Origin of the sequence: Streptacidiphilus jiangxiensis (assembly GCF_900109465.1) — a bacterium.
GTDB classification, from domain to species: Bacteria; Actinomycetota; Actinomycetes; order Streptomycetales; family Streptomycetaceae; genus Streptacidiphilus; species Streptacidiphilus jiangxiensis.
The window spans coordinates 621,726-647,258 of the sequence record NZ_FOAZ01000001.1; the positions used below are offsets into that span (position 1 = coordinate 621,726).

Here is a 25,533-nt window from a genome sequence, read left to right on the forward strand (position 1 = left end):
TGTACCAGGGCGGGTCGGATCAGAGCAGACCGGACCGCCGCCACTGCGCGCGTACCGAGCGGCCGCGCAGCACCCCGATCTCGTCCAGGAAGGACGTCAACCGCTCCGCCGACCAGCGCAGCGTCTCGCGCCGGTGCTCGCTGGCCCGCGCCTGGCGCACCGCCTCGTCGACGTCGAGGCCGACGGACGCGTACACGCGCGGGTGGACCAACGTCCGGGAGACGACGCGTGCGGACTCGCCGGAACTGAGCCTGGCGTAGGCGCGTTCCCAGGCGGGCGCCGTGGCCATCTGCCGACGCAGCTCCTCACGGGCGTAGCGGACGTGCCGGGCCTCCTCGACCACGTGGATCCGGGTGACGCCGCGGACCAGGGGCTGCACCGTCTCGTCCGTCGTCGTCACGCGCTGGGTGCGGTCCAGGATCTCCTCCGCCAGCAGCGTGCCGAGGAAGGCCGCCGGGGTCGGCGCGGTGGCGGCCATGATCGAGCCGAGCCGGCGGGTGGTGCGGCTCGGCCCGTACCAGGGCGTCCCCAGGGTGGTGATCAGCCGGGCGAACATCAGGGAGTGCCGGCACTCGTCCGCGACCTCGGTGAAGGCGTAGCGGACGTGGCCGGTGCGCGGGTCCTGCGCCTGGATGTGGCGGGAGAGCAGCTGCAGCAGGATGATCTCGAACCAGATCCCGGCCGCCGCGGTGCTCGCGGTCTCGTGGCGGGAGAGCTCGATCCGCTGCTCCTCGCTCATCCTTCGCCACAGCGGGGTGTCGTAGAGCGAGACGAGGTGGGCGGGCATGAACCAGAGCCCGGGAACGAGTGGCTCGTCCCAGTCCAGCTCGGTGTCCGGGTCGAACGAGTGCCGGGCGGAGGCCTCGAGGAGCCGCTCGGCGACTTCCTCCCGGCTGGGTGCGCCGACGGGTCCCGCGTCAGTGGTCGCCATAGGCTTATAAGACTGCGCGTCAGTAGCACTGTCAATGCCCACGCGAGTGATCGTCGGCCCGGGGTGGGACGAAGCGGGCAGAATGTGACCATGAAGCGTGTCGCGGGGCTCGCCCACCGGGCCTGGGGGTACGTCTGCGCGGCCCCGGGAACCTATGTCTGGCTCTTCGTCCTGGGCCTCAACACCCTTGCGCTGACCCGCATGTCGCCCCGCTACAAACACTGGTGGCTGGCGACGCACAGCACCAACCTGGTCGAGCTCGCCCACCATCCCGTCAAAGTCCTGATCAGCAGCGCTTTCTGGACCGAGACGCCGAGCTTCTTCTTCTGGTTCGTGCTGTTCAACATCTTCCTGGTGCCCGTGGAGCGACGGCTCGGCACCGGGCGCTGGCTGGCCGTCGTCGCTCTCGCCCACGTCGGGGCGACGCTGATCAGCGAGGGCACGGTGCGGCTGCTCATCGACGCCGGACTCGACTCGCGCAGCGAGGCGTTCACCCTCGACATCGGCGTCAGCTACGGCCTGTCCGGCGGCGTGGGCGTGCTGGTCTGGCTGATCGCCCGCCCGTGGCGCTGGTGGTACCTCGGCGGCACGGCCGTCTTCTACCTCCTGCTGCTCGCCGCCGGCACCGACTACACGAACCTCGGGCACCTGTGCGCCTATCTGATCGGCGTCGGCTGCTACCCGCTGACCCGCGGACGAGCGCGTGGACAACTTGATCCGGGGAAGATCTGGAGCGATGTCAGGCAACGGGTCGGGAAAACGCAGGGTTAGCACCCCTCCGCGTGGTGCAAGATGACCGGCATGGCAGACTCCCTCACCCCGCGCGGCATCGCCGACGCCTACGTCGACGCGATGGCCCGCCAGAATCCCGCTGTCGCGGCATCCCTCGGCCTGTACCCGGAAGATGAGCGCCAGCCCGACATCTCCCCGGCCGGCTTCGACGCCGATGCCGCGCACGCCCGCACCGCCCTCGCCGAGCTCGACGCGCTCCCGGCCGAGGCCCTCGCCGACCCGGCGGAGGCGGCCTGTGCCCGTCTGCTGCGCGAGCGCCTCACGGCTGAGCTCGCCGTGCACGACGCGGGCGACCACTTCCGCTCGCTGAACAACATCGCCTCGCCCATCCACATGGTCCGCGCGATCTTCTCGATGACGCCCACCGAGACCGAGACGGACTGGCAGCGCCAGATCGGCCGCATGGCCGCCACCGCCGCCTCCGTCCGCGGCTACCAGGAGACGCTGGCCGAGGGCCTGCGCCGCGACCTGGTCAGCGGTCCGCGCCAGGTCGCGACCGTCATCGAGCAGCTCGGCGCCTGGTTCGAGGACGAGGACAACTGGTACCGCGGCTTCGCCGCCGAGTGCCCCGAGGCACAGCGCCCCGCGCTCGACGCCGCCGCCGAGCCCGCCGCGGCCGCGATCGCGGAGTTCCGCGCCTTCCTGCGCGACACCTACACCCCGGCCGCGGCAGGCCGCCCGGACACCGCCGGCCGCGAGCTCTACCAGCGCTCGGTGCGCTACCACACCGGCGCCGACCTGGACCTCGACGAGGCCTACGCCTGGGCCTGGACCGAGTTCCACCGCCTGGAGGGCGAGATCCGCGCCGAGGCGGACAAGGTCAAGCCCGGCGCCACGCCGCAGGAGGCCATCGAGTACCTGGAGACCGAGGGCCACGCGATCGAGGGCGTCGAGGAGATCCGGGTCTGGCTCCAGGGCATCATGGACGAGGCCATCGAGGCCCTGGACGGCACCCACTTCGACATCAGCGGCAAGATCCGCAACGTCGAGTCCCGCATCGCCCCCGCGGGCAGCGCCGCCGCCCCCTACTACACCGAGCCGAGCCTCGACTTCACCCGCCCCGGCCGCACCTGGCTGCCGACCCTGGGCCGTGAGTCCTTCACGACCTGGCAGCTCGTCAGCACCTGGTACCACGAGGGCGTCCCCGGCCACCACCTGCAGCTGGCCAGCTGGGTCGCCGCGGCGGACCAGCTGTCGACCTACCAGGTGACCCTGGGCGGCGTCAGCGCCAACCTGGAGGGCTGGGCGCTGTACGCGGAGCGCCTGATGGACGAGCTCGGCTACTTCAAGGACCCGGGCCGCCGACTGGGCTTCCTCGACGAGCAGATGCTGCGCACCATCCGCGTCATCATCGACATCGGCATGCACCTCGGCCTCACCATCCCCGCGGACTCCCCGTTCGAGCCGGGCGAGACCTGGACCCCGGAGCTGGCCAACGAGTTCTTCGCGGCGTTCAACGGCTGCCCCAAGGAGATGCGCGAGAGCGAGATCATCCGTTACCTCGGCTGGCCGGGCCAGGCCATCGGCTACAAGCTCGGCGAGCGCGCGTGGCGGGCGGGCCGCGAGGCCGCGCGCCGCGCGGCGGAGGAGCGGGGCGAGGAGTTCGACCTCAAGTCCTGGCACATGCGCGCGCTCTCCCAGGGCAGCTTCGGTCTCGACGACCTGGTCTCGGAGCTGGCCGCGCTGTAGTTGCACCATCCAGGGGCGCGGGGCTCTGCTCGATGAACTGCGTGCGCGACAAGCCACCGTGTGTGGTGAGTCGCCGAACGAGCAGGGCCATCCGCATGTCGGTGGTTGCTCGCGCAGTTCCCCGCGCCCCTGGGAATTGCCTGGTTGCTCGCGTGCCGCCTGGGTTCTGCATGGTTTCCCCGCTGCCGACGGGCCCACCGGATACGGTGGGGGCTCGGCTAGCGGAGGGGGTCGCGGTGGAGCGTGAAGTCGGCGCGGAGTCGCGGTTGGAGTCCGTCACCGTGTACGCCTCGGGCGCCCTGTGCCGGCGGCGCGTGGTCGTGGAGACGGGCGGCGAGCCCGTGACGCGGGTGCGGGTCGGCGCGCTGCCGCTCGCCGCGGACGCGTCGTCGTTGCGAGCGCGGGCGCTCATCGCCGGGCCGCGGGTGACGGACGTGCGGCGCGAGCTGCGCGCCGAGCCGGTCCCGCCCGAGCGGCTCGCCTCGCTCCACCGGGACGTGGACGCCGCCGAGGAGGCCTACGACGCGGCCCGCGCCCGACGGGACCGTCTCGCCCTGCGGGTGGACGCGACAGCGTCCCTACGGGCGGTGCCGCCGACCCCGAGGCGGGGCGACCCGCCGCGCCCCGCACCGGTCGAGGCGTTCCTCGCGCTGGCCGAGTTCGTCGACACCCGGCTGGCCGCCCTGCATCCCCAGCTGCTGGCCGCCGAGGACGCGGTGGCGGGAGCCGAGCACGCGCTGGACCTCGCCCGGCACCGCCTCGCCGAGGCCTCCCACGCCCTTCCCGCCGGGACCGCACGCACCACAGCCGATGCCGTGGTGAGCCTGCTGGGCGTCCAGGCGGGCACCACCGCGCTGGAACTGGAGCTGGAGTACGTCGTCCCCGGGGCGACCTGGTTCCCCTCCTACCAGCTGCGCCTGGACGGCTCGGCGGGCGGCGACGGCGGTCTCGCGCTGCGCGCGAGCGTCGCCCAACTGACCGGTGAGGACTGGACGGGCGTCCGCCTCAGCCTGTCCACCGCGGACCTGCTGCGCCGCACGAGCCTGCCCGAGCTGCGCTCGATCAGGCTGGGCCGTCGCCAGGACGAGGCCGCGCCCGGTCCGTTGTGGCGGGAGCCGCCGACCGGGACGGCGGAGCTGTTCGGGGGCTACGACGACGCCGCGCGCCGCCGGACCCCGGACGTGGGGAGCGAGGCCGCCGGGGCTCCACTACGGCGCGTGGAGGGCCCGCGCGCCGCCGGGCCGCGTCCGGCCGCCCCCTACGGCGGACCGCCCGTTCCCGTCTCCCTCGGCGCCGCTCCGCGCAGTCCGGCCGTCGCGCCGCGTCGCGCGGGAGGGCCGCCCATGCCGTCCGCGCCGGCCGCCCCCGGCGGACCACCCCCGGGCGGACCCGTGCCCCTTCCCCAGGCCCAGGCGGCGGCCTTCGGTGCGTCCGTGCCGCCGCCGCTCCCGCCGACGCCCCCGGTTCCGGTGCCCGATCCGGCCCTGCAGGACTACGCCGGCCTCGTCCTGGCCGGTGCCGACGCGCCCCCCGCCGGGCGCGGGCGCCTCGCGCCGGAGTCGGTGCAGCCGTGCGCCGCCCACGCCGTCGGCGAGCCCGCGCTGCCTCCCCACGCGGTGCCGGTGCGGCAGGCGTCCGGCTCCTTCGCCTACCGCTTCGACGCGGCCGCGCCCGTGGACGTCCCGGCCGACGGGAGCCGGCACAGCGTCCCCGTGGACGACTTCCCGATCGGGCTCACACCGGTGCACCTGTGCGTCCCCGCCCTCGACCCGTCCGTCTACGCCGCCGTCGAGGTGACGAACACCAGCCCGCACGCGCTGCTCCCGGGGCCGGTGGAGATCCTCGTCGACGGCGAGTACACCGCGACGGTGCCGATGCCCGCGCTCGCCCCCGGGCAGAGCCGCAGGATCGGGATCGGGGTCGAGGAGGGCGTGCGCGTCGCGCGGCACGTGCGGACGTCCGAGTCCACCTCCACCGGACTGCGCGGCGGGACCACGGTGGTGGCGCAGACCGTCGAGATCGAGGTCGCGAACCGGCTCGGCCGTCCCGTCACGTTGGAACTGTTCGAACGCGTCCCCGTCAGCGACGACAAGGACGTGCGGATCGAGGACCTGCCCGCCGACCCGCCGTGGACCGTCGTCGCCCCCGAGGAGGACGAGCAACTGCGGCGCGGCCTGCGCCGCTGGCGTGTCGTCGTCCCCCCGGGCGACGGCCCGACCCTGACGGCCGGTCACCAGCTCCGCCTGCCGGCCGGCAAGGCCGTGGTCGGCGGCAACCGGAGGGACGCATGAACGACGTCGACGTCGCGCGGGCGGACATGGGAGGGGAACCGCAGCCGGAGCTGCTGCCGCTGCCCGTCACGGCGGCCACCCTCCTGGAGGACCGCGCCGAACTCACCCGCACCCTCCCGCTCGCCGCATCGGCTGCCACCGACACGCTCGGTGCGGGGGTGCACCGGCTGCGGCTCGGGCCGGTCACGCCGCTGGTCGTGGACCACTCGCTGCGCGGCGAGCTCTCCGGGGCGCCCGGGGCGCGCGTGCTGGACCTGCGTGTCGTGCGGCGCTGGACCCCGCCACCACCCGCCGCGGCGACCGGCGGGCCACGGGAGGACGCCTCCGCGATCGAGCGGCAGGTCCACGACCTCTCCGAGCGCCTGCGCCGCGCCGAGTTGGACGTGGCCCGGCTCGACAGCCGGGTCGCCGTCCTGGACCAGCTCCTTGCCGACCTGCGGCGCGCCGTCGCCGAGGAGTCGGGCGCGGGCGAGGCACGGCCACAGGGCTGGACCGAGGAGCTGGACCGCGCCGAATCGGCCCACGAGGAGCAGGCCGAGGCGCTGCGCGACGCCCGCTTCCGCCGGACCCGTCTGCAGCAGCAGTTGATCCGCGCGCAGCAGGCCTGGGAGGAGGCGGAGGCACGGCCGCCGGTGCTCAGCGCCCACATCGAGGCGGTGGTCGAACTCCCGGCGGCGGCGCCGGCGGGCGCGGAGCTGACGATCCGCCACCTGACCTCGTGCGCCCTGTGGCGGCCCGCCTACCGGGCCACCCTGGAGGAGGACGGCCCCGAGGCGCCGCGCCTGACGCTGGAGCGGGACGCCTTCGTGTGGCAGCGCACCGGCGAGCCGTGGCAGGACGTCCAGGTCACCCTTTCCACCGCCCGCCCGACCCGCGCCGCCGAGCCGCCGTTCCTCCCCGCGGACGTGATCACGCTGCGGGAGCGCAGCGGGGAGGAGCGTCGCACGGTGGAGGTGGACCTGCGCGAGGTCGAGATCCCCGACCTCGGCCCGGACCAGGAGCCGGCCGGCGTGGAGGGAGCACCTGTCTCCGCGACGCTGCCCGGCGTCGACGACGGCGGCGAGGCGCGGAGCCTGACCGTCCCGCAGCCGCTGTCCGTGCCGAGCGACGGGCGGCCGCACCGGGTCGCGCTCGGGAGCGAGACCGGGCCCGCCTCGGTGGAGCTGCGGTGCGCTCCGGAGCTCGCACCGGTCGTCGTCCGCACGGCGCGGTTCCGTAACGCGGCGCGGGAGCCGCTGCTGTCGGGGCCCGTCGACCTGGTCCGGCGCGGAGGCTTCGTGGGCCGCGCCGAGCTCCGGTTCACCGCGCCCGGCGCGGCGGCGGAGATCGGCTTCGGCAGCGAGGACACCTTCCGCGCGGTCCGGTCGGTCACCGAGTCCCGAGAGAACGGCGCGCTCAGCGGCCGTTCGGTACGCGGCCGCGAGGTCGTCGTCGCCCTGTCCCGCTTCGCCCCGGCGGACGCGGGGCCGGCCCGGGTGGTCGTGCGGGAGCGCGTCCCGGTCTCGGAGCTGTCGGCGGTGGAGGTGCGGATCGACAAGGAGCGGACCGCGCCGGCGCCCGACGCGGTCGACGCCGACGGTGTGGTCCGTTGGGAGGTCACCCTCGCCCCGGACGAACGCCGCACGCTCAGGCTCCGCTACGACGTCGTCGCCGGTCGGGGCGTGGCCCTGCCGGACTGACGGCCGGACCGCGAATCTCCGAAACCGCGCACATCGGTTCACCTGGTGCGCGAGGATGACCCCGTCCGACCGCCCCAGCCCGGTGACCGGAGGGCCGCCATGCCGCAGACGCCGCCCGACCCGCTCGAGGCGACCGGGGCCACCGAGGCCGCCGAGGCCGCCGGGGCCGCCGGGGCCGCCGGGGCGTCCGTGCCGGCACCGTCCCCCTCGCCCGAGGGGACTCCCGCTGACGCAGCCGCTCCCACTGACGAAACCGCTGACGCAGCCGCTCCCACTGACGCAGCCGCGGCTTCGGCCGCGCGTCCGCCGCGGCTGCTGGGCGTGTTCCCCGCGGCCGACGCGGAGACGCGCGCGGTGCTGCGCCGCGATGCGGTGCCGATCGGGCTCGGGGCGTTGCTCGCCGTCGGCGGACTGGTCGTGCGGGAGGGCTTCTCGCTGCTGATGCCCGCACACGCGGCCTTCGCCGTCCTCGCCGCCGCGCTCACCGCGCTCGACCTGCGGCTGCGACGCCTCCCGGACGCGCTCACCCTCCCCGCTCTTCCTGTCCTCCTCGCTCTGCTCGCCCTCCCGGGTGACGGCTCCGCGCTGCTGCGCGCGCTGCTCGCCGCCCTGGTCCTGATCGCCGCCTACTATGTCCTCGCGTTCTTCGGCGGCGCGGGCTTCGGCGACGTGAAGGCCGCGGGCGCCGTCGGCCTGGTCCTCGGTTTCACGGGCTGGCACGCGGTTCTGGCCGGCACGCTCTACGCCTCGCTGCTGGCGGCCGTGTTGGCCGTCGTCCTGCTCGCGTCCCGTAAGGCGTCGCGCCGCACGCAGATCCCGTTCGGGCCGTTCATGACCGTCGGCGCGCTCCTCGCGCTGCTGCTCTGACCGGGGGCTTGGCACCGCGTGCCCGATTGCTTGGCACCGGCTCTCCACCCCGCCCACTGGGCGCTCAACGGCCTTGCTGCCAAAGGCGGTCCGGCCGACCATCGGCGCCATGACGATGTACTCGCACCCCGGGCCGCCGACCCGCACCACCGGTGTCGCGCAGGCCGCTCACGGCAGGGTCCGCGTCAACGCAGTGGTCACGCTCGTGCTCGCCGCGCTGACCGTCTGGACGCTCACCCTGCCCTGGGCCTCCTACAGCGGCGAGAGCGGCGATCTGCACTGGTCCGGCTTCGACGTGATGAACAACAACTCCGGTCAGCTCTCGGACAGCTCCGCGAACAGCGTGGACTGCCTCCACGCCCTGCAGTGGATCGGTGTCGCGCTGATCGTGGTGTCGGTGCTGCGGCTGCTCGCGCCGGCCGTCCGGATGGCCTGGCTCGGGGCGGTCCTCGGGTTGGGCCTCCTGGTCAGCGCCGTCGCGGCGCTCGCCCAGTTCCACCAGTCCCTGCAGAACGGGGGCGTCTTCGCGCCGTCCATGCAGGCCGGGCCCGTGGTCGCGGCGGTTGCGGCGCTGCTCTGCCTCGCCGCCGGGGTGGGCGGACTGGTCGCGGAGCGACCGTAGCGGCGGCGCGAAAGAGACCCCTGGGGAGCGGGCCGGACGTGATTTACCATCGTCGCGTCCCACCGTTCCGCGTGTCGTTGGATGGCCTGCCATGTCGTCGACCGAGCTGTGCTCGACCGTCCCCCTTGCGCCGGTCCCCGCGCCTGCCGCCCACTCCGGGCCCGCACCCGACCGGCGCGTGCTCACAGGCCGCGACCTCACCGCCGCCGACGTCGCCGCGCTCGCCCGGCGGCGTGTGAACCCGACGGTTGACCCGGACGCGCGTGAACAGGTCCGTGCAGCCCGGGATGCCGCACTGCGCGCCACAGCGCGCAAGCGTGTGTACGGACACACCACCGGCGTCGGTGTGAACCGAACCACCGACGTGCCGGCCGAGGCCGCGGACGCGTTCGGGATGAACCTGCTGCGCAGCCACAGCGGTGGCATAGGGCCGGTCGTCCCGGACGAGCAGGCCCGCGCGATGCTCGCGGTGCGGCTGAACCAACTGCTCGGCGCGGGCTCCGCGCTCGGCCTGGACGTGGTGGACCGCATCGCGCAGGCCCTCGCCTCCGGGCATGTCCCCGCCGTCCACGCCTACGGCGCGGTCGGCACGGCCGACCTCTCCGCGCTCGGCGAGCTCGGCCTCACCCTGGCCGGGGAGCTTCCTTGGCGCGGCGGCGACCCGGACGCGCCGGTGCCCGAGCCGGTGGCGCTGACGCACTGGGACGCGCTGCCGCTGATGTCCAGCAGCGCGTTGACGATCGGCCAGACCGCCCTGGCGGCGACCGACCTCCAGGTGCTGCTGGACCGGGTCCCGCTCGTCGCCGCGCTGACGCTCACCGCCGTGCGGGGCTCCGTCGAGCCCTACGCCGACACCGTCCACGCCCGCCGTCCGCACCCCGGCGCGACCCGCCTCGCCGCGCGGATGCGGGGCCTGCTCGCCGCGACGGACTGGCAGCCGGCCCTGGTCCAGGACCCCTTCGGCCTGCGCTGCCTGCCACAGGTCCACGGCGCGGCGATGGAGGCCGCGGACGCCCTCGACCGCGTCCTCGGCGTCGAACTCAACGCCGCCGCAGAGAACCCGCTGCTCGACGCCGAACGGCTCGACTACCACCACCACGGCGGCTTCCATCAGGCCGCTCTCGCGCTGGCCGGTGATCAGTTCCGCCTCGCCCTGCTCGGTACCGCCCAGCTCTCCACCGCCCGCCTCGGCACCCTCGCCGACCCGGCCTTCACCGGCCTGGCGCCGTACCTGGCGGCTGACGTCCAGGGCAGCAGCGGCATCATGATCACCGAGTACGCAGCGCAGTCGGCCCTCGCCGAACTGCGCTCCTTCGCCCAGCCGGTCACCCTCGGCCACGCGGTCCTCTCCCGCGGCGTCGAGGAGCACTCCAGCTTCGCTTCCACCGGCGCCCGCCGCCTGCTCGACTCCGTCGAGCCCTTCCGCCTCGTCCTGGCCTGTGAACTCCTCGCCGCGGTCCGCGCCCTGCGCCTCCGCGACCAGCCCCCTCCGGGCCCGGGCGAACTGCGCACCTTCTTCGACCGCGCCTCCGCGCTCCTCGCCCCGGACCCGGCCGACCAGCAGCTCACCGCAGCCGTCCAGTCGGCGGCGGAGCTGCTGTCGAGCCCCTGACCGACCGCTGCCCCGACGGTGCGACGCTTCCGCCACACCTCGGACGCGAAGGACTTCGAGGGGTTGGACGGTCGCGTGGAGACCGTCCCCGTTCCGCGCCCTGTCGGGCTCCGGGGCGGCGGCCCTCAGCGGACGACGTGGAACTCGTTGCCGCCGCGGTCGAGGAACTCGCCGGTTTCCCAGTCGCGTTGAGTGACCTCCAGGCGGAGCCTGTTGCGCCCGGCCTTCTGCGCCGCAGGCGGGCCCATCACCAACGAGACCGTACTGGCGGGCGTCCGACGCAGCCGGACGCCCCAGTCGTGGTACTCCACCGCGTGCCAGCCTGCCTCGGCCTGCCAGAAGGCGGACTGCGCGTAGCGGTCCTCCTCGGCCATGTCGATGCAGATCGCCACGAGGCCGGAGTCGGAAAGCACGCCGGGGTGGCCGGGACGCAGGACGCAGAACTCGTTCCCCTCCGGATCGGCCAGCACGTCCCATGGGACGCGACCCTGACCGATGTCGATCCGCGTCGCACCGAGCAGCAGCAGCCGGGCGACCTCGGCCTCCCAGTCGGGCCCTCCGGCGAGGTCGAGGTGCACCCGGTTCTTGCTGCCGACCGCTTTCGGCACCGCCGTCGGCACGCACCCCACCCGCAGACCGCCCGTGCGCCCCCGCGTCGCCTCCGCCCAGAAGTTCTCCATGCGCGCGACGTCCAGCGCATCGATCACGATCCCGGTCAGCATCGGCGTTCCCCCAATCGTCGAGCCTGTCGCTCACCTGCTCGCTCACGGTAATTCCTCAGGGGCGATGGCTGCTTGCTCACATCGCGGGTATGGGTCTGTCCGGGCGCGGAGCGCAGTGCTAGCGTGCCGCTGCTCGGATGGGTCTTCGCAGCAGTAGGGGTGGGGTTATGGCAAAGCAGCAGCAACCGACGGCTGTCCCGAAGCTGAACGACGACCGGCTGTGCTGGCTCGCCGTCCGCGACCACGTGGACATGCGCTCGCGCAGGGTCGGTCTGATGGGCTGGATCAACGCGCTCGGAGCCCGCCGTGGTGGCGGAGGGCTGGGCGGGGACACGCGCCGCGAGGGGATGAGCGACCAGAAGATGGACTACGCCATCGCCGTCGACCGGGCGTCGGAGCAGCTCACCCAGGACGAGCGGTTGCACCTGCGCGCGACGGGGGAGGTCCCGGACTGGTTCCTGGCGGACATAGACCGGCGAGCCAAGGAGATCCGCAAGCAGCGCAGCTGATCCGTCCACAGCGGCGGCCCTCCGGTGCCGGCGGGCGCTCACGCTAGCGTGTGCGAATGCACCCGGCAATCGAACGGCCGGCAGCGTTGATGCCGCCGCCGCAAGCGCGTCCGGCGGACACGCCCTGGCACCTTGCGCCGGGCGAGGTCGGCTTCCAGTTTCCGGACGACTACCGGGATTTCGCGGACCTCTCCAGGTAGCCTAGGCCGACCTCGAGTCCGTCACCTGCGGAAACCACCACCCCTTGCCCGTGACTTCCCGATGTTCCCCCTACAGTCCCGCCTCGTCTGGCGCGGTTGTGGCGCGAGCCCGGAAGATTCACCGCCCCGCGCCCAGGCAGGGACCGCTGCCGCATGGATTCGCCCCCGGACGAGCTGGCAGCCAGCCGGGCCACCACGGAGGGAGGCCTCGCGGGCAGTGTGCCACCTGGTACATCCCGCCCTTCGCGGAGACGTTGAGCATCAGATCTGTGGCCAGTACCCCGGTCAGCAACACTGAGGAGGCCAGCAGGCAGGCGCTGATCCTCAGTAGCCTGCCTCGTCGATGCGCCAGCCGACGTGCCAGCCAGAAGCCCACGGGCAGGCAGAGGGAGTACAGCAGCAGCCAGCCAAGGTCTTCGAAGATGAAGGTGCGCGGGGAGTCCGCCATGTCGTATGCCATGGGCCAGGGGGCGTCGTAGCAGTACGTCCAGGCGTCTGCCATCAAGTGGGTGGCTGTCACCTCCACCGCAAAGCCCACGACCAGCCCCGCGAGGGCTATGGCGCAGCCGATCGCGCAGCCGCCGGCATGGGCAGGCACGTCCTCGTCGGCGATCTCGTGTCCGTCCACTCCTGAGCGGACGCACCTCGTGTCACCCCGGTTCCCGACCCACTGCCCGCCACGCCTTCTGGACCGACTGCCCCTATGCGTGCACTTCTATGCGTGCACCTCAGCTGGTGGGAGGTTCCCGGTACGCCTCCGCTGCTCGGTCGGGGAGGGGCCGCGCCACGCCACCACCCGAGCTCCGCAGAGCGTCCCGTGCTGACGGTCGAAGAGGTCTACGCCGTGGCTGGCGCTATTCAGCCCGTTACTGGGCCATGGTGCTCCTGGCGGCCTTCGCCAGCCTCCGATTCGGGGAGCTGGCCGTGCTGCGCCGGGCGGACATCGACCTGGAGCGTCGGATCATCCGCATCCGTCAGGACCAAGCGGAGCTCGCGACCGGAGACCTGCGGGTGAAGCTGCCCAAGAGCGCGGCCGGCGTCCGACCGGTGGCCTTCCCCGAGCCCATCGCGCGAGACGTGGAGACGCATCTGCACTGGTTCGCCGAGGACGGTCCGGATGGCCGAGTGTTCGTGGGTCCGCGTTCCGGGCTGCTGCGGCGGAGCAACTTCCACCACCTGTGGACAGCCGCGCTGATCAAGGCCCAGGTCCGCAAGGCGCGGTTCCACGACCTGCGGCACTTCGGCAACGCCATGGCGGCCGACGCCGGTGCGAGCACCCGTGAGCTGATGCACCGGATGGGCCACTCGACCATGGACGCGGCCCTGCGCTACCAGCACATACGCGGGGAACGGGACCGGCTGATCGCTGACGGCATCGCCGACGCGATCACCAAGGCGCTCGCCCCGAAGCGGCGCAAGCCGGGTCAGAAAGGCACCCCGCCCGACGAGTTGGGCGCGCAAGGGGCACGGGCCTGATCGGGCCTCAGAAACGACGAAGGCCCAGGCGGACCGGACATCCCGGTTGACCTGGGCTTTTGTTGCGTTTCCTGCGAAGTGCCCCCGGTAGGATTCGAACCTACGCACCCGCCTCCGGAGGGCGGTGCTCTATCCCCTGAGCTACGGGGGCGCACTGTCTTGCGACGTGGAGAACACTACCAGCCCGGACCCCCTGCTCGCGTACAGGCTTTTCGGAAGGTCTCCTCACCAGTTCCCGTGGAAGTGGGCAAAACGAGGACGAAGAGTGGTTCCTCCGCATACCCTCAGTGATGTGTCAGGCGAGTCGGGGCGGGTGCTCGTTGTCGATGACAGCGCGGTGATCCGTCAGCTGATCAGGGTGAACCTGGAGCTCGAGGGCTTTGAGGTGGTGACCGCCGCCGACGGGGCCGAGTGTCTGGATGTCGTGCACTCCGTGCAACCGGATGTGATCACGCTGGACGTGGTGATGCCCCGGTTGGACGGGCTGCGGACGGCGGCGCAGTTGCGGGCCGATCCGCGGACGAGTCATCTGCCGATAGCGATCGTGAGTGCCTGTACGCAGCTGGATCTGGAGCGCGGGGAGTCCGTCGGGGTCGACGGGTATCTGGCGAAGCCGTTCGAGCCGATGGATCTGGTGGCGCTGGTGCGGCGGTTGGTCACGGGGCGTGAGGTGCGCCGGGGCTGCGGGGCCTCCGAGGAGGTCCGAGGGGTTCGCCCACAGCGAACGCAGTGAAACCTCGCGTGGGTCCGCGGCGAGGGTCCGCGGCGGGGGTGCTCGAAGGCGGCGCGTCTCGGACGGCAGAACTGATGTGAGGGTTGGGGGCGGTCTCGCCTAGGCTTGCCCCGTGACACCCGCAGAGCTCTCCCAGGCAGTCCAGGCCGCCGTCAGCGCCGCCGTCGAGGCGGGCGAGCTGACCGTCGCCGTCCCCGAGACGGTGAACGTCGAGCGTCCCAAGAACCGCGACCACGGCGACTACGCCGTCAACGTCGCGCTCCAGCTGGCCAAGGCCGCCGGCAAGCCGCCGCGACAGGTGGCCGAGCTGGTCGCCGCGCGACTCCGAGAGCTGCCCGGGATCGCGAAGATCGACATCGCGGGGCCGGGCTTCCTGAACATCACGCTCGACGCCGCCACCCAGGGCGAGCTGGCCCGGACCGTCGTCACCGCGGGCGCGCAGTACGGCCACGGGGACGCCTTCGCCGGCCAGAAGATCAACCTGGAGTTCGTCTCCGCCAACCCGACCGGCCCGATCCACATCGGCGGTGTCCGCTGGGCCGCCGTCGGCGACTCCCTCGCGCGCATCCTGCGCGCCTGCGGCGCCGACGTGACGACCGAGTACTACATCAACGACGCCGGCGTGCAGATCTCCAAGTTCGGCACCTCGCTGCAGGCCGCCGCGAACGGCCGGCCCGTCCCCGAGGACGGCTACGTCGGCGAGTACATCAACGACATCGCCGCGGAGATCGTCAAGCAGGTCCCGGGGATCCTGGAGCTGGACGACGCGACCCAGCTGGAGAGCTTCCGCACCGAGGGGCTCCGCCTCATGGTCGCCGAGATCCAGCGCTCCATGGAGGAGTTCGGCGTCCACTTCGACGTCTGGTTCTCCGAGAAGTCGCTGCACGACTCCGGCGCCGTCGAGAAGGCCGTCGAGCGGCTCCGCGAGCAGGGCCACGTCTACGACCAGGACGGCGCCGTCTGGCTGCGCACCACCGACTTCGGTGACGACAAGGACCGCGTCCTGATCAAGGCCGACGGCGACACCACCTACTTCGCCTCGGACGCCGCGTACTACCTGAACAAGCGAGATCGCGGCAACGACGTCAGCGTCTACATGCTCGGCGCCGACCACCACGGCTACGTGGGCCGCCTCAAGGCCATCGTGGCGTGCGCGGGTGACGACCCGTCGCACAACATCGAGGTGCTGATCGGGCAGTTCGTGAAGATGCTCAAGGACGGCGAAGAGGTTCGCATGTCCAAGCGCGCCGGCAACATCATCACCATCGACGACGTCGTCGACTGGATCGGCGTCGACGCGGCGCGCTACTCGCTCGCCCGCGTCCCCACCGACTCCACGCTCACGCTCGACATCGACGTGCTGACCAGCCAGACCAAGGACAACCCGGTCTACTACGTGCAGTACGCGCACGCCCGCATGTGCTCCATCGCTCGCAACGCGGCCGAGATGGGCATCGAGAGCACCGCCGAGGACTTCAAGCCGGAACTGCTCAGCACCCCCTGGGAGAACCAGCTGCTCGGTCAGCTCGGGAAGTTCCCGGGCGTGCTGGCTTCCGCCGGTGAGCTGCGGGAGGCGCACCGTGTCGCGCGCTACCTGGAGGAACTGGCTGGCGACTACCACCGGTTCTACGAGAACTGCTGGGTGCTGCCGCGCGGCGACGAAGAGGTCACCGACCTGAACCGTGCCAGGCTGTTGCTGGTCGAGGCGACGCGGACGGTGTTCGCCAACGGCCTCGGGCTGCTGGGCGTCTCCGCGCCCGAACGGATGTAGCAGTAAGCAGGGGCCCGAAGCCGGAAGGCTTCGGGCCCCTCGTGCAAGGACGCGAAGAGCGCGAAGCGCGAAGAGACAAGGCGATGAGATGAGCCGCTCCGCCCACCCCGCAGGTCCCCGGCACGGCGACGTGCTGCCCGAGGGCCACTACGCCGCCCCACCCGCCGACCTCAACGCCCTCGACCCGAAGGTGTGGTCCGCGACGGTGGAACGCGGCACGGCGGACGGCATCGTGAGCGTCGCCGGTCTGGACGTGCTGACGCTCGCCGAGCGGTTCGGCACGCCCGCCTACATCCTCGACGAGGCCGACTTCCGGGCTCGCTGCCGCGCCTGGCAGGACGCCTTCTCGCATCTGGACGCGGACGTCTACTACGCCGGCAAGGCGTTCCTCTCCCGCGCCGTGGTGCGCTGGCTGCACGAGGAGGGGTTGAGCGTCGACGTGTGCAGCGGCGGCGAGTTGACCGTCGCGCTGAGCGCCGGCATGCCGGCCGGGCGGATCGCGCTGCACGGCAACAACAAGACCCGCGCCGAGCTGGAGTACGCCGTGAAGTCCGGCGTCGGGCACGTGGTGGTCGACTCCTTCGAGGAGCTGGCCCGGCTGTCCTGGATCGCCCACGAGCAGGGCGTGCGGCAGCGGATCCTGCTGCGTGTCACGGTCGGCGTCGAGGCGCACACCCACGAGTTCATCGCCACCGCCCACGAGGACCAGAAGTTCGGCTTCTCGCTCACCGGCGGCGACGCCGCCGAGGCGGTGCGGCGGGCGCTGACGCTGGACGGCGTGGAGCTGGCCGGCATCCACTCGCACATCGGCTCGCAGATCTTCGACATGGCCGGCTTCGAGGTGGCGGCGCGACGCGTGGTCGGGCTGCTGGCGCAGGTCAAGGCCGAGCACGGGGTGGAGCTGCCCGAGATCGACCTCGGCGGCGGCCTCGGCATCGCCTACACCAGCGAGGACGACCCGCAGGGGCCGCAGGAGATCGCCACGGCGCTGACGCAGATCGTGCGGCGCGAGTGCGCGGCGGAGGGGCTGGCCGTGCCGCGGCTGTCGGTCGAGCCGGGCCGGGCGATCGTCGGGCCGACGGCGTTCACGCTGTACGAGGTCGGCACGATCAAGCCGCTGGAGGGTCTGCGGACCTACGTCAGCGTCGACGGCGGCATGTCGGACAACATCCGCACCGCCCTCTACGACGCCGAGTACAGCGTCGCGCTCGTCTCGCGCGCGTCGGCGGCCGAGCCGATGCTGAGCCGGGTCGTCGGCAAGCACTGCGAGTCCGGCGACATCGTCGTCCGCGATGCGTTCCTCCCGGCCGACCTGGCGCCGGGCGACCTGCTCGCGGTACCGGCCACGGGTGCCTACTGCCGCTCGATGGCCAGCAACTACAACCACGCGCTGCGCCCGCCGGTCGTCGCGGTCCGCGACGGCCAGGCGCGGGTCATCGTCCGCCGCGAGACGGAGGAGGACCTGCTCCGCCTCGACATGGGGTGAGAGCCGGACCGGACGATCGGACGAGTGTCGGACGAGAGCCGGACAAGCACCGGGACGAGGGCCGGACAAGCCGAAGGATTTCCCGCGGCTCGGTATCGAGCAGCGGAATTTGCGTCTCAGTCTTTGGAACGGCCGAAGATTCGTCGGGCGAGTCACGGAGACTTGGACCACAGGCCAACACCAGACGCCGGCTTCTCGCCGGTACCAAGGCAGGACGGAGTCGGATGATGCGTACGCTCAAGGTGGCGCTCCTCGGTTGTGGAGTAGTGGGCTCCGAGGTGGCACGCATCATGACGACGCACGCCGCCGACCTGGAGGCGCGCATCGGTGCGCCCGTCGAGCTCGCGGGCGTGGCCGTCCGCCGTGCCGGGCGCCCGCGTCCCGGCGTGCCGGAGCACCTGATCACCACCGACGCCGAGGGGCTGGTCGCTCGGGACGACATCGACGTCGTGATCGAGGTCGTCGGCGGCATCGAGCCCGCCCGCTCGCTGATCCTCTCGGCGTTCGAGGGCGGCAAGTCCGTCGTCTCCGCCAACAAGGCCCTGCTGGCCGTCGAGGGCGCCGCGCTGCACGCGGCGGCGGCGAAAGCCGGCGCGGACCTCTACTACGAGGCCGCCGTGGCCGGGGCGATCCCGCTGATCCGCCCGCTGCGCGAGTCCCTGGCCGGCGACAAGGTCAACCGGGTGCTCGGCATCGTCAACGGCACGACCAACTTCATCCTCGACAAGATGGACACCACCGGCGCGGGTTACTCCGAGGCACTGGAGGAGGCCACTGCGCTCGGCTACGCCGAGGCCGACCCGACGGCCGACGTCGAGGGCTTCGACGCCGCCGCGAAGGCCGCGATCCTGGCCGGCATCGCCTTCCACACCCGTGTGGTCGCCGCCGACGTGTTCCGCGAGGGCATCACCGAGGTCACCGCCGCCGACATCGCCTCCGCGAAGGCGATGGGCTGCGTGGTCAAGCTGCTCGCCATCTGCGAGCGCAGCAAGGACGAGAACGGCGAGGAGTCGGTCACCGCCCGCGTGCACCCGGCGATGATCCCGCTGAGCCACCCGCTGGCCTCCGTGCGCGGCGCCTACAACGCCGTCTTCGTCGAGGCGGACGCCGCCGGCCAGCTGATGTTCTACGGCCCGGGCGCCGGCGGCGCGCCGACCGCGTCCGCGGTCCTCGGTGACCTCGTCGCGGTCTGCCGCAACAAGGTGGCCGGTGCGACGGGACCGGGCGAGAGCGCGTACGCTCAGCTCACCGTCAACCCCATGGACGACGTGGTCACCCGCTACCACGTCAGTCTGGACGTCGCCGACAAGGCGGGTGTCCTCGCCCAGGTCGCCACGGTCTTCGCCGAGCACGGGGTGTCCATCGACACCGTCCGCCAGCAGGGCCGGGACGGCGACGCCTCGCTTGTCGTCGTGACGCACCGCGCCACCGACGCCGCGCTGTCCGCCACCGTCGCCGAACTGCGCACCCACGACCACGTCCGCGGCGTGGCCAGCATCATGCGTGTCGAAGGGGAGTAACCCACTATGAGCACCACCCTCCAGCACACCCACCAGTGGCGCGGCCTCATCGAGGAGTACCGCGACCGGCTCCCGGTCACCGCCTCCACGCCCGTGGTGACCCTGCTCGAGGGCGGCACGCCCCTCGTACCGGCGCAGCTGCTCTCCGAGCGAACGGGCTGCGAGGTCTACCTCAAGGTCGAGGGCGCCAACCCGACCGGGTCCTTCAAGGACCGCGGCATGACCATGGCCATCTCCAAGGCCAAGGAGGCGGGCGCGCAGGCAGTCATCTGCGCGTCCACCGGCAACACCTCCGCCTCGGCGGCGGCGTACGCGGTACGCGCCGGGATGGTCTGCGCGGTGCTGGTGCCGCAGGGCAAGATCGCGCTCGGCAAGATGGGGCAGGCTCTCATCCACGGCGCGAAGATCCTCCAGGTCGACGGCAACTTCGACGACTGCCTGACCCTGGCGCGGGACCTCTCGGACAAGTACCCCGTGGCGCTGGTGAACTCGGTCAACCCGGTCCGCATCGAGGGCCAGAAGACGGCCGCCTTCGAGATCGTGGACGCGCTGGGCGACGCCCCCGACATCCACGTCCTGCCGGTGGGCAACGCGGGCAACATCACCGCCTACTGGAAGGGCTACAAGGAGTACGCGAAGGACGGTCTGTCCTCGCGTACGCCGCGGATGTTCGGCTTCCAGGCGGCGGGCTCCGCGCCGATCGTCGACGGCGCGCCGGTGCTCTCCCCGCAGACGATCGCGACCGCGATCCGGATCGGCAACCCCGCCTCCTGGGACTACGCGCTGGCCGCGCGGGAGGAGTCGGGCGGCCTCATCGACAAGGTGACGGACCGGCAGATCCTCTCGGCGTACCGGCTGCTGGCCTCCCGCGAGGGCGTCTTCGTCGAGCCGGCCTCGGCCGCGTCGGTCGCGGGCCTGCTCCAGGCGCACGAGCAGGGGCTGATCGACCCGGGTCAGCGCATCGTCTGCACGGTCACCGGCAACGGCCTCAAGGACCCCGACTGGGCCGTCGCGGGCGCCCCGCAGCCCACGATCGTCCCGATCGACGCCACGGCGGCGGCCGAGCGCCTCGGGCTCGCCTGAGAGTCGGTCGCAGCGACCTCAGGGGCGCGGGGCTCTGCTGATGTGCGGCTCCTCCCCCAGCCTTCGGCCGGGAGGTGCCCCCTGCGTGGGCGCGAGCGACAAGCCAGTTGTGGTGAGTCGCCGAGCGCGCAGGGCCATCCGCACGCGGGTGGTTCTCGCGCCGTTCCTCGCGCCCCTGAGGTGGTGCAACGATCTGAGGGGGCACTGCTGAGCCGCAGATCGGCACGGCCCCGCACCCCTGGATGTCGCAACTGATCCAATGCGACACCCCACTGTTCGGGGTGTACCGCTGAGCAGCCCCTTTTCGCTACGCTGGCGTCATACCCCAAGCGCATGTTCGTGATTGTCCGCATGCGCCGTCGCGCCTTTCGCAGGAGAGAGTCCACGCAATGGCAGGTCCCGCCTTCCGCGCCGCCGCCGTACGGGTGCGGGTTCCCGCGACCAGTGCCAATCTCGGGCCGGGGTTCGACGCCTTCGGGCTCGGTCTCGGGCTCTACGACGACATCGTGGTCCGCGTCGCCGAAGCGGGGCTGCACGTGGACATCGCCGGTGAGGGTGCGGAGACCCTGGCCAGGGACGAGCGGCATCTGGTCGTGCGGTCGATGCGCGCCGCGTTCGACCGGCTCGGCGGGCAGCCGCGGGGGCTGGAAGTCGTCTGTGCCAACCGGATTCCGCACGGGCGGGGCCTCGGTTCCTCCTCCGCCGCGATCGTCGCGGGCATCATGGCCGCGCGCGCGGTGACCGTCGGTGGGACGGAGACGCTGGACCAGGCCGCGACCCTCGCCCTCGCGTCCGAGCTGGAGGGGCACCCGGACAACGTCGCCGCCTGCCTGCTCGGCGGCTTCACCATCGCCTGGACCGACGCCTTCGACGGTGACGGCGTCCAGACCGCCGGCGCGGGCGCGCACGCCGTCACCCTCGCGCCGAATCCCGACGTCGTTCCGGTGGTCTTCATTCCGTCGAACCCGGTCCTCACCGAGGTCGCGCGAGGCCTGCTGCCCGCGACCGTGCCGCACGCCGACGCCGCCGCCAACGTGGGGCGCGCCGCGCTGCTCGTCGAGGCGATCACGCGCCGTCCCGAGCTGCTGCTCGCGGCCACCGAGGACCGGCTGCACCAGGACTACCGCACTCCGGCGATGCCGCAGAGCGCCGCGCTGGTCGCGGGACTGCGTGCGGAGGGCGTCGCCGCCGTGATCTCCGGTGCCGGACCGACGGTGCTGGCCCTGACCGACGAGAGCGCCGCGGACAAGGTGCTCTCCTTCGCGGGCGAGGGCTGGGCCGCGCACCGTCTGGCACTGGACACCGAAGGGGCCGTGATCCTGCCGCTGTCGCAGTAATAGGCAGGTCCAGGCAGGTCAGGGATTCCCGGGGGGTGGCACAGCGAAAGTGGGAACACGATTGACACTCGCAGAGTGGGGGAATGTTTGTTGGGTCCAGTAGTGTTAATCTCATGTCTGCACCTGGCGCCCAGTGCCGCCCGGTGCGCAGCGTCCCCTCCTTCGGGACAGCAATTCTCCGGGAGCCCGCCACATCGCGTATGCAGCCTGCCTGCGCCACTGTGACCGCATCCCGATGCCGTGTCGGCGTACCCCGCTTCGAGCCGTAGCCGCCACGCGCAGGGGGCCCGGACGCGTTCGTGCGCAGCGCCATTGACACACCGCACGGCCGCACGGGTTTCCACACCGTTTCACCACGCAGCCACGTCCTGCCGAAGAGCGCAGGGCGGACAGCACGACCGGTCGCCGAGCCAGAAAGGCCGACGTCCGCTCCAGGGAAGGACCCTTCGTGAGCGACACCACCGATCTGATGGGCGCGCGTCCGGACGCCGAGGCGTCGGACGCCACGGCTCCCGCGCCGAAGCGCCGTCGGACCACGGGCACCGGGCTGAACAGCATGGTGCTCGCCGAGCTGCAGCAGCTCGCCTCCGGCCTCGGCATCAGCGGCACCGGCCGGATGCGCAAGAGCCAGCTCATCGACGCCATCAAGGAGAAGAGCGGCGGCGACCCGCTGCTCGCCGCCTCCGCGCAGCCGCCGGCCGCCCGCCGCTCCACGCGTTCCGCCGCCTCCGCCGCCCCTGCCGAGGCCACCGCTCCGGCCGAGGCCGCAGCCGCCCCTGCCGAGGCCGCGCCGACGACGGCCCGCCGTGCGTCGCGTTCCCGTGCCGCGGTTGCCGCGCCCGCCGAGCAGCAGATCGAGATCCCGGTGCAGACCAGCACCGAGCCCGCCGCGGCCGCCGAGCGTCCCGCGCGCCGCAGCCGTCGGGCCACCGCCCCGGCCGGCTCGCCGGAGGGCGCCACCGCGACCGTGACCGCCGACGCCGCGCAGGCGTCCGCCACGGCCGCCCCGGCGCAGCCGCAGCAGGCCGAGAAGGCCGCCGACAAGCCCGCCGCCGAGGCGCAGGCGTCCACCGACACCCGCGAGCGCGGCGAGCGTGCCGACCGCGGTGAGCGGGGCGAGGGGGGCCGCGAGAGCCGTCGCGACCGTCGTAACCGCCGCGAGCGCCGTGACGGCGGCCAGGAGACCGGCGGCCAGGGCCAGCAGAGCCAGGGCAGCGGCCGCCAGCAGGACGGCGGCCAGGGTGGCGGCCGTCAGGGCCGTCAGCAGCAGGGCCAGGGTCAGAGCCAGAACCAGAACCAGGGCCCGCAGGGCGGCGACTTCGAGGACGACGAGTTCGGCGGTCGTCGCCGGGGTCGTTACCGCGACCGCAACCGCCGTCGTGGCGACCGTTTCGACGGTGTGCCGGAGCCGCAGGTCGGCGAGGACGACATCCTGATCCCGGTCGCGGGCATCCTCGACATCCTGGACAACTACGCCTTCGTGCGCACCTCCGGCTACCTGGCCGGCCCGAACGACGTCTACGTCTCCCTCGCCCAGGTTCGCAAGAACGGCCTGCGCAAGGGCGACGCCATCACCGGCGCCGTCAAGCAGCCGAAGGACGGCGAGCGTCGCGAGAAGTTCAACGCGCTGGTCCGTCTCGACTCGGTCAACGGCACCGACGCCGAGGCGTCCCGTAACCGCCCCGAGTTCAACAAGCTCACGCCGCTGTACCCGCAGGACCGGCTCCGCCTGGAGACCGACCCGGGCGTGCTGACCACCCGCATCATCGACCTGGTCGCCCCGATCGGTAAGGGTCAGCGTGGTCTGATCGTCGCCCCGCCGAAGACCGGCAAGACGATGATCATGCAGGCGATCGCCAACGCGATCACCCACAACAACCCCGAGACCCACCTGATGGTCGTCCTCGTCGACGAGCGTCCGGAGGAGGTCACGGACATGCAGCGCTCGGTCAAGGGCGAGGTCATCTCCTCGACCTTCGACCGTCCCGCCGAGGACCACACCACCGTCGCCGAGCTCGCCATCGAGCGTGCCAAGCGCCTGGTGGAGCTGGGCCACGACGTGGTCGTGCTGCTGGACTCGATCACGCGTCTGGGCCGCGCCTACAACCTGGCGGCACCGGCCTCCGGCCGCATCCTGTCCGGTGGTGTCGACTCGACCGCGCTCTACCCGCCGAAGAAGTTCTTCGGCGCCGCGCGCAACATCGAGAACGGCGGCTCCCTGACGATCCTCGCCACCGCGCTGGTCGAGACCGGCTCGCGCATGGACGAGGTCATCTTCGAGGAGTTCAAGGGCACCGGCAACATGGAGCTCAAGCTCGACCGGAAGCTCGCGGACAAGCGCATCTTCCCGGCGGTGGACGTCGACCCGTCCGGCACCCGCAAGGAAGAGATCCTCATGTCCGCGGACGAGCTGCGGATCGTCTGGAAGCTGCGCCGGGTGCTGCACGCGCTCGACTCGCAGCAGGCGATCGAGCTGCTGCTGGACAAGATGAAGCAGACCAAGAGCAACGCCGAGTTCCTGATGCAGATCGCGAAGACCACTCCCGGTCAGGATGACTGATCTCACAATTCCAATGAGGCCCCGGGCTTTCTGCCCGGGGCCTCATTGTTTTCTGAGAAAGCCTTTACGTCGCATCACGTACGTTCGATGACATGTCCGACAACAAGCCGAAACACCGCAGAACGCGCGGACGCCGCGCGATACGCGTCGTCGCCGTGTGCACGGGCGCCGTGCTGGTGCTCTGCGGCGCGGGCGCCGGGTGGGCGTACTGGAAGCTCGACCACAACCTCAGGACGGTCGACCTGGGGAACGAGCTGACCGCTCCGGCCAAGGACGCGACGGGCGCGATGAACATCCTGGTGCTGGGCTCGGACTCCCGCTCGGGCAGCAACGGACAGCTCGCGGGCGGCACCACCGACGGCACGGCCCGCTCCGACACGGCGATGGTCGTCCACGTCAACGAGGCCCACACGGCCGCCACGGTGGTCTCCATCCCGCGCGACACCCTCGTCGACCGGCCCGCCTGCGGGAGCAACGCGGCGGCGTCCGGGGTCATGTTCAACACCGCCTTCGAGGTCGGCGGGGCGAGCTGCGCCGTCAGGACCGTCGAGTCGATGACGGGCCTGGACATGAACCACTACGTCGAGATCGACTTCGCCGGTTTCGCCAAGCTGATCGACGCGCTGGGCGGCGTCGACATCACCACAACGGTCCCGATCGACGACGCCCGGAGCGGCCTGCACCTCCCGGCGGGCACGCACCACCTGGGCGGCGACGAGGCGCTGGCGTTCGTGCGCACCCGGCACGGCGTGGGCGACGGCAGCGACCTCGGGCGGATCGAGCTGCAGCAGGAAATGATGAAGTCCGTGCTGAAGCAGGTGGAGAACCTCAACCTGTTCAGCAGCCCGACGAAGCTGTACTCGATCGCGGACGCCGCCACGAGCTCGGTGACGACCGACTCCACGCTCGGCTCAGTGAACTCCCTCCTGGGCTTCGCCGAGGGCCTCAAGCACATCACGTCCACGGACATGACCACCGTGACGATGCCGAACACCACGGCCCCGACGGACCCGAACCGTGTGGTCGCGCTCCAGCCCCAGGCGAACGAGCTCTGGGCCGCCCTGAAGGCCGACAAGCCCGTCCCGGCGTCCGTCCTCCAGCTCCAGCAGAAGAACCCGGCAGACAGCTAGCCGGACCGTCAGGGGCACGAGGAACCGCGCGCCCGGCCAGGCAGAGGGGGAGGACGCCGAACGCACGGCGCCCACCCGCACAGGGTGGAATACCTGCGAGGGCAATGCCGTTTTGGAGCACGGCGACAGTCCTGGCAGACTGGTACGTCGGTCCCGGTTCACGGACGGCAGTCCGCCCTTCCGACCCGGAACCCTCCCGCAAACCTAGGAGCATCCCTTGAAGCGCGACATCCACCCGACCTACGTGGTCACCCAGGTCACCTGCACCTGTGGCAACGAGTTCACCACCCGCAGCACCGAGTCTTCCGGCGTCATCCGCGCCGAGGTCTGCTCGGCCTGCCACCCCTTCTACACCGGCAAGCAGAAGATCATGGACACCGGTGGCCGCGTGGCCCGCTTCGAGGCCCGCTTCGGCAAGAAGCACGCCAAGGCGGAGGCCTAACCGCCTTGCGGCGCCGGCCGGGCGCACCCGTGGTCTCCACGGGTGCGTCCCGGTCGGCGCCGTTCGCGTTGACCCCCTTGC

Annotated in this window: 21 protein-coding genes and 1 tRNA gene; 18 read left to right on the top strand and 4 right to left on the bottom strand. The window is 72.2% G+C overall.

Going from position 1 to position 25,533, the window contains the following annotated elements; genetic code table 11:
* Positions 1–19: 19 nt before the first annotated feature.
* Positions 20–931, bottom strand: coding sequence for an AurF N-oxygenase family protein (locus BMY61_RS02695; protein WP_042458548.1), 912 nt, complete (start codon positions 929–931; stop codon positions 20–22).
* A gap of 90 nt (positions 932–1,021) precedes the next feature.
* Here BMY61_RS02695 and BMY61_RS02700 point away from each other — a divergent pair, with 90 nt between their 5' ends.
* The 7 genes from BMY61_RS02700 to BMY61_RS02730 all read left to right on the top strand — a co-directional run bounded on the left by BMY61_RS02700 (position 1,022) and on the right by BMY61_RS02730 (position 10,483).
* Positions 1,022–1,702 (top strand): rhomboid-like protein, encoded by a 681-nt coding sequence (locus BMY61_RS02700; protein WP_042458619.1) that lies wholly within the window; start codon positions 1,022–1,024, stop codon positions 1,700–1,702.
* Positions 1,703–1,723: 21 nt separating this feature from the next.
* Positions 1,724–3,412, top strand: a complete 1,689-nt coding sequence (locus tag BMY61_RS02705; protein ID WP_143094128.1) for a DUF885 domain-containing protein — start codon at positions 1,724–1,726, stop codon at positions 3,410–3,412.
* Between the two features lie 236 nt (positions 3,413–3,648).
* Positions 3,649–5,703 (top strand): DUF4139 domain-containing protein, encoded by a 2,055-nt coding sequence (locus BMY61_RS02710; RefSeq protein WP_075003723.1) that lies wholly within the window; start codon positions 3,649–3,651, stop codon positions 5,701–5,703.
* Positions 5,700–7,382 (top strand): mucoidy inhibitor MuiA family protein, encoded by a 1,683-nt coding sequence (locus BMY61_RS02715; protein ID WP_236656628.1) that lies wholly within the window; start codon positions 5,700–5,702, stop codon positions 7,380–7,382. The genes BMY61_RS02710 and BMY61_RS02715 overlap by 4 nt, the downstream gene beginning before the upstream one ends.
* A gap of 99 nt (positions 7,383–7,481) precedes the next feature.
* Positions 7,482–8,249, top strand: coding sequence for a prepilin peptidase (locus BMY61_RS45835; RefSeq protein WP_052439442.1), 768 nt, complete (start codon positions 7,482–7,484; stop codon positions 8,247–8,249).
* Between the two features lie 109 nt (positions 8,250–8,358).
* Positions 8,359–8,871: a hypothetical protein gene (locus BMY61_RS02725; protein WP_042458542.1), complete on the top strand. Its 513-nt coding sequence runs from the start codon at positions 8,359–8,361 to the stop codon at positions 8,869–8,871.
* A 91-nt stretch (positions 8,872–8,962) separates the two neighbouring features.
* Positions 8,963–10,483 (top strand): aromatic amino acid ammonia-lyase, encoded by a 1,521-nt coding sequence (locus BMY61_RS02730; protein WP_082015594.1) that lies wholly within the window; start codon positions 8,963–8,965, stop codon positions 10,481–10,483.
* 125 nt (positions 10,484–10,608) lie between these two features.
* On the opposite strand, the gene BMY61_RS02735 is transcribed toward BMY61_RS02730, so the two are convergent.
* On the bottom strand, positions 10,609–11,205 hold the full coding sequence (locus BMY61_RS02735) for a VOC family protein (RefSeq protein WP_042458540.1): 597 nt from the start codon (positions 11,203–11,205) through the stop codon (positions 10,609–10,611).
* Positions 11,206–11,372: 167 nt separating this feature from the next.
* Here BMY61_RS02735 and BMY61_RS02740 point away from each other — a divergent pair, with 167 nt between their 5' ends.
* Entirely contained in the window at positions 11,373–11,714 is a 342-nt protein-coding gene (locus BMY61_RS02740; protein ID WP_042458538.1) for a hypothetical protein, read from the top strand.
* A 318-nt stretch (positions 11,715–12,032) separates the two neighbouring features.
* On the opposite strand, the gene BMY61_RS45840 is transcribed toward BMY61_RS02740, so the two are convergent.
* The gene (locus BMY61_RS45840) at positions 12,033–12,542 is read right to left on the bottom strand and encodes a hypothetical protein (RefSeq protein ID WP_042458535.1); all 510 of its coding nucleotides are present in this window, start codon (positions 12,540–12,542) and stop codon (positions 12,033–12,035) included.
* Between the two features lie 89 nt (positions 12,543–12,631).
* On the opposite strand from BMY61_RS45840, the gene BMY61_RS45845 reads away from it, so the two are divergent.
* Complete coding sequence (locus tag BMY61_RS45845; RefSeq protein WP_425314661.1) at positions 12,632–13,390, top strand: tyrosine-type recombinase/integrase; 759 nt, start codon at positions 12,632–12,634, stop codon at positions 13,388–13,390.
* Positions 13,391–13,469: 79 nt separating this feature from the next.
* Here BMY61_RS45845 and BMY61_RS02755 read toward each other — a convergent pair.
* Positions 13,470–13,541 (bottom strand) — tRNA-Arg (locus BMY61_RS02755).
* Between the two features lie 141 nt (positions 13,542–13,682).
* On the opposite strand from BMY61_RS02755, the gene BMY61_RS02760 reads away from it, so the two are divergent.
* The 9 genes from BMY61_RS02760 to rpmE all read left to right on the top strand — a co-directional run bounded on the left by BMY61_RS02760 (position 13,683) and on the right by rpmE (position 25,452).
* Positions 13,683–14,123 carry a response regulator gene (locus BMY61_RS02760; RefSeq protein WP_042458527.1) on the top strand — a complete coding sequence of 147 codons (441 nt, stop codon included), beginning with the start codon at positions 13,683–13,685 and terminating at the stop codon, positions 14,121–14,123.
* A 112-nt stretch (positions 14,124–14,235) separates the two neighbouring features.
* Positions 14,236–15,894 carry an arginine--tRNA ligase gene (gene argS / locus BMY61_RS02765; RefSeq protein ID WP_042458523.1) on the top strand — a complete coding sequence of 553 codons (1,659 nt, stop codon included), beginning with the start codon at positions 14,236–14,238 and terminating at the stop codon, positions 15,892–15,894.
* An 88-nt stretch (positions 15,895–15,982) separates the two neighbouring features.
* Positions 15,983–17,380, top strand: coding sequence for a diaminopimelate decarboxylase (gene lysA, locus BMY61_RS02770; RefSeq protein ID WP_042458519.1), 1,398 nt, complete (start codon positions 15,983–15,985; stop codon positions 17,378–17,380).
* Positions 17,381–17,604: 224 nt separating this feature from the next.
* Entirely contained in the window at positions 17,605–18,900 is a 1,296-nt protein-coding gene (locus tag BMY61_RS02775) for a homoserine dehydrogenase (RefSeq protein WP_042458514.1), read from the top strand.
* A 6-nt stretch (positions 18,901–18,906) separates the two neighbouring features.
* Positions 18,907–19,983 carry a threonine synthase gene (gene thrC, locus BMY61_RS02780; RefSeq protein WP_042458511.1) on the top strand — a complete coding sequence of 359 codons (1,077 nt, stop codon included), beginning with the start codon at positions 18,907–18,909 and terminating at the stop codon, positions 19,981–19,983.
* Positions 19,984–20,372: 389 nt separating this feature from the next.
* Entirely contained in the window at positions 20,373–21,320 is a 948-nt protein-coding gene (thrB, locus tag BMY61_RS02785) for a homoserine kinase (RefSeq protein WP_042458502.1), read from the top strand.
* Positions 21,321–21,768: 448 nt separating this feature from the next.
* Positions 21,769–23,880, top strand: coding sequence for a transcription termination factor Rho (rho, locus tag BMY61_RS02790; RefSeq protein ID WP_075003724.1), 2,112 nt, complete (start codon positions 21,769–21,771; stop codon positions 23,878–23,880).
* Between the two features lie 92 nt (positions 23,881–23,972).
* Positions 23,973–25,010: an LCP family protein gene (locus BMY61_RS02795; RefSeq protein WP_042456773.1), complete on the top strand. Its 1,038-nt coding sequence runs from the start codon at positions 23,973–23,975 to the stop codon at positions 25,008–25,010.
* 217 nt (positions 25,011–25,227) lie between these two features.
* Entirely contained in the window at positions 25,228–25,452 is a 225-nt protein-coding gene (gene rpmE, locus BMY61_RS02800) for a 50S ribosomal protein L31 (protein WP_042456777.1), read from the top strand.
* Positions 25,453–25,533 lie beyond the last annotated feature (81 nt).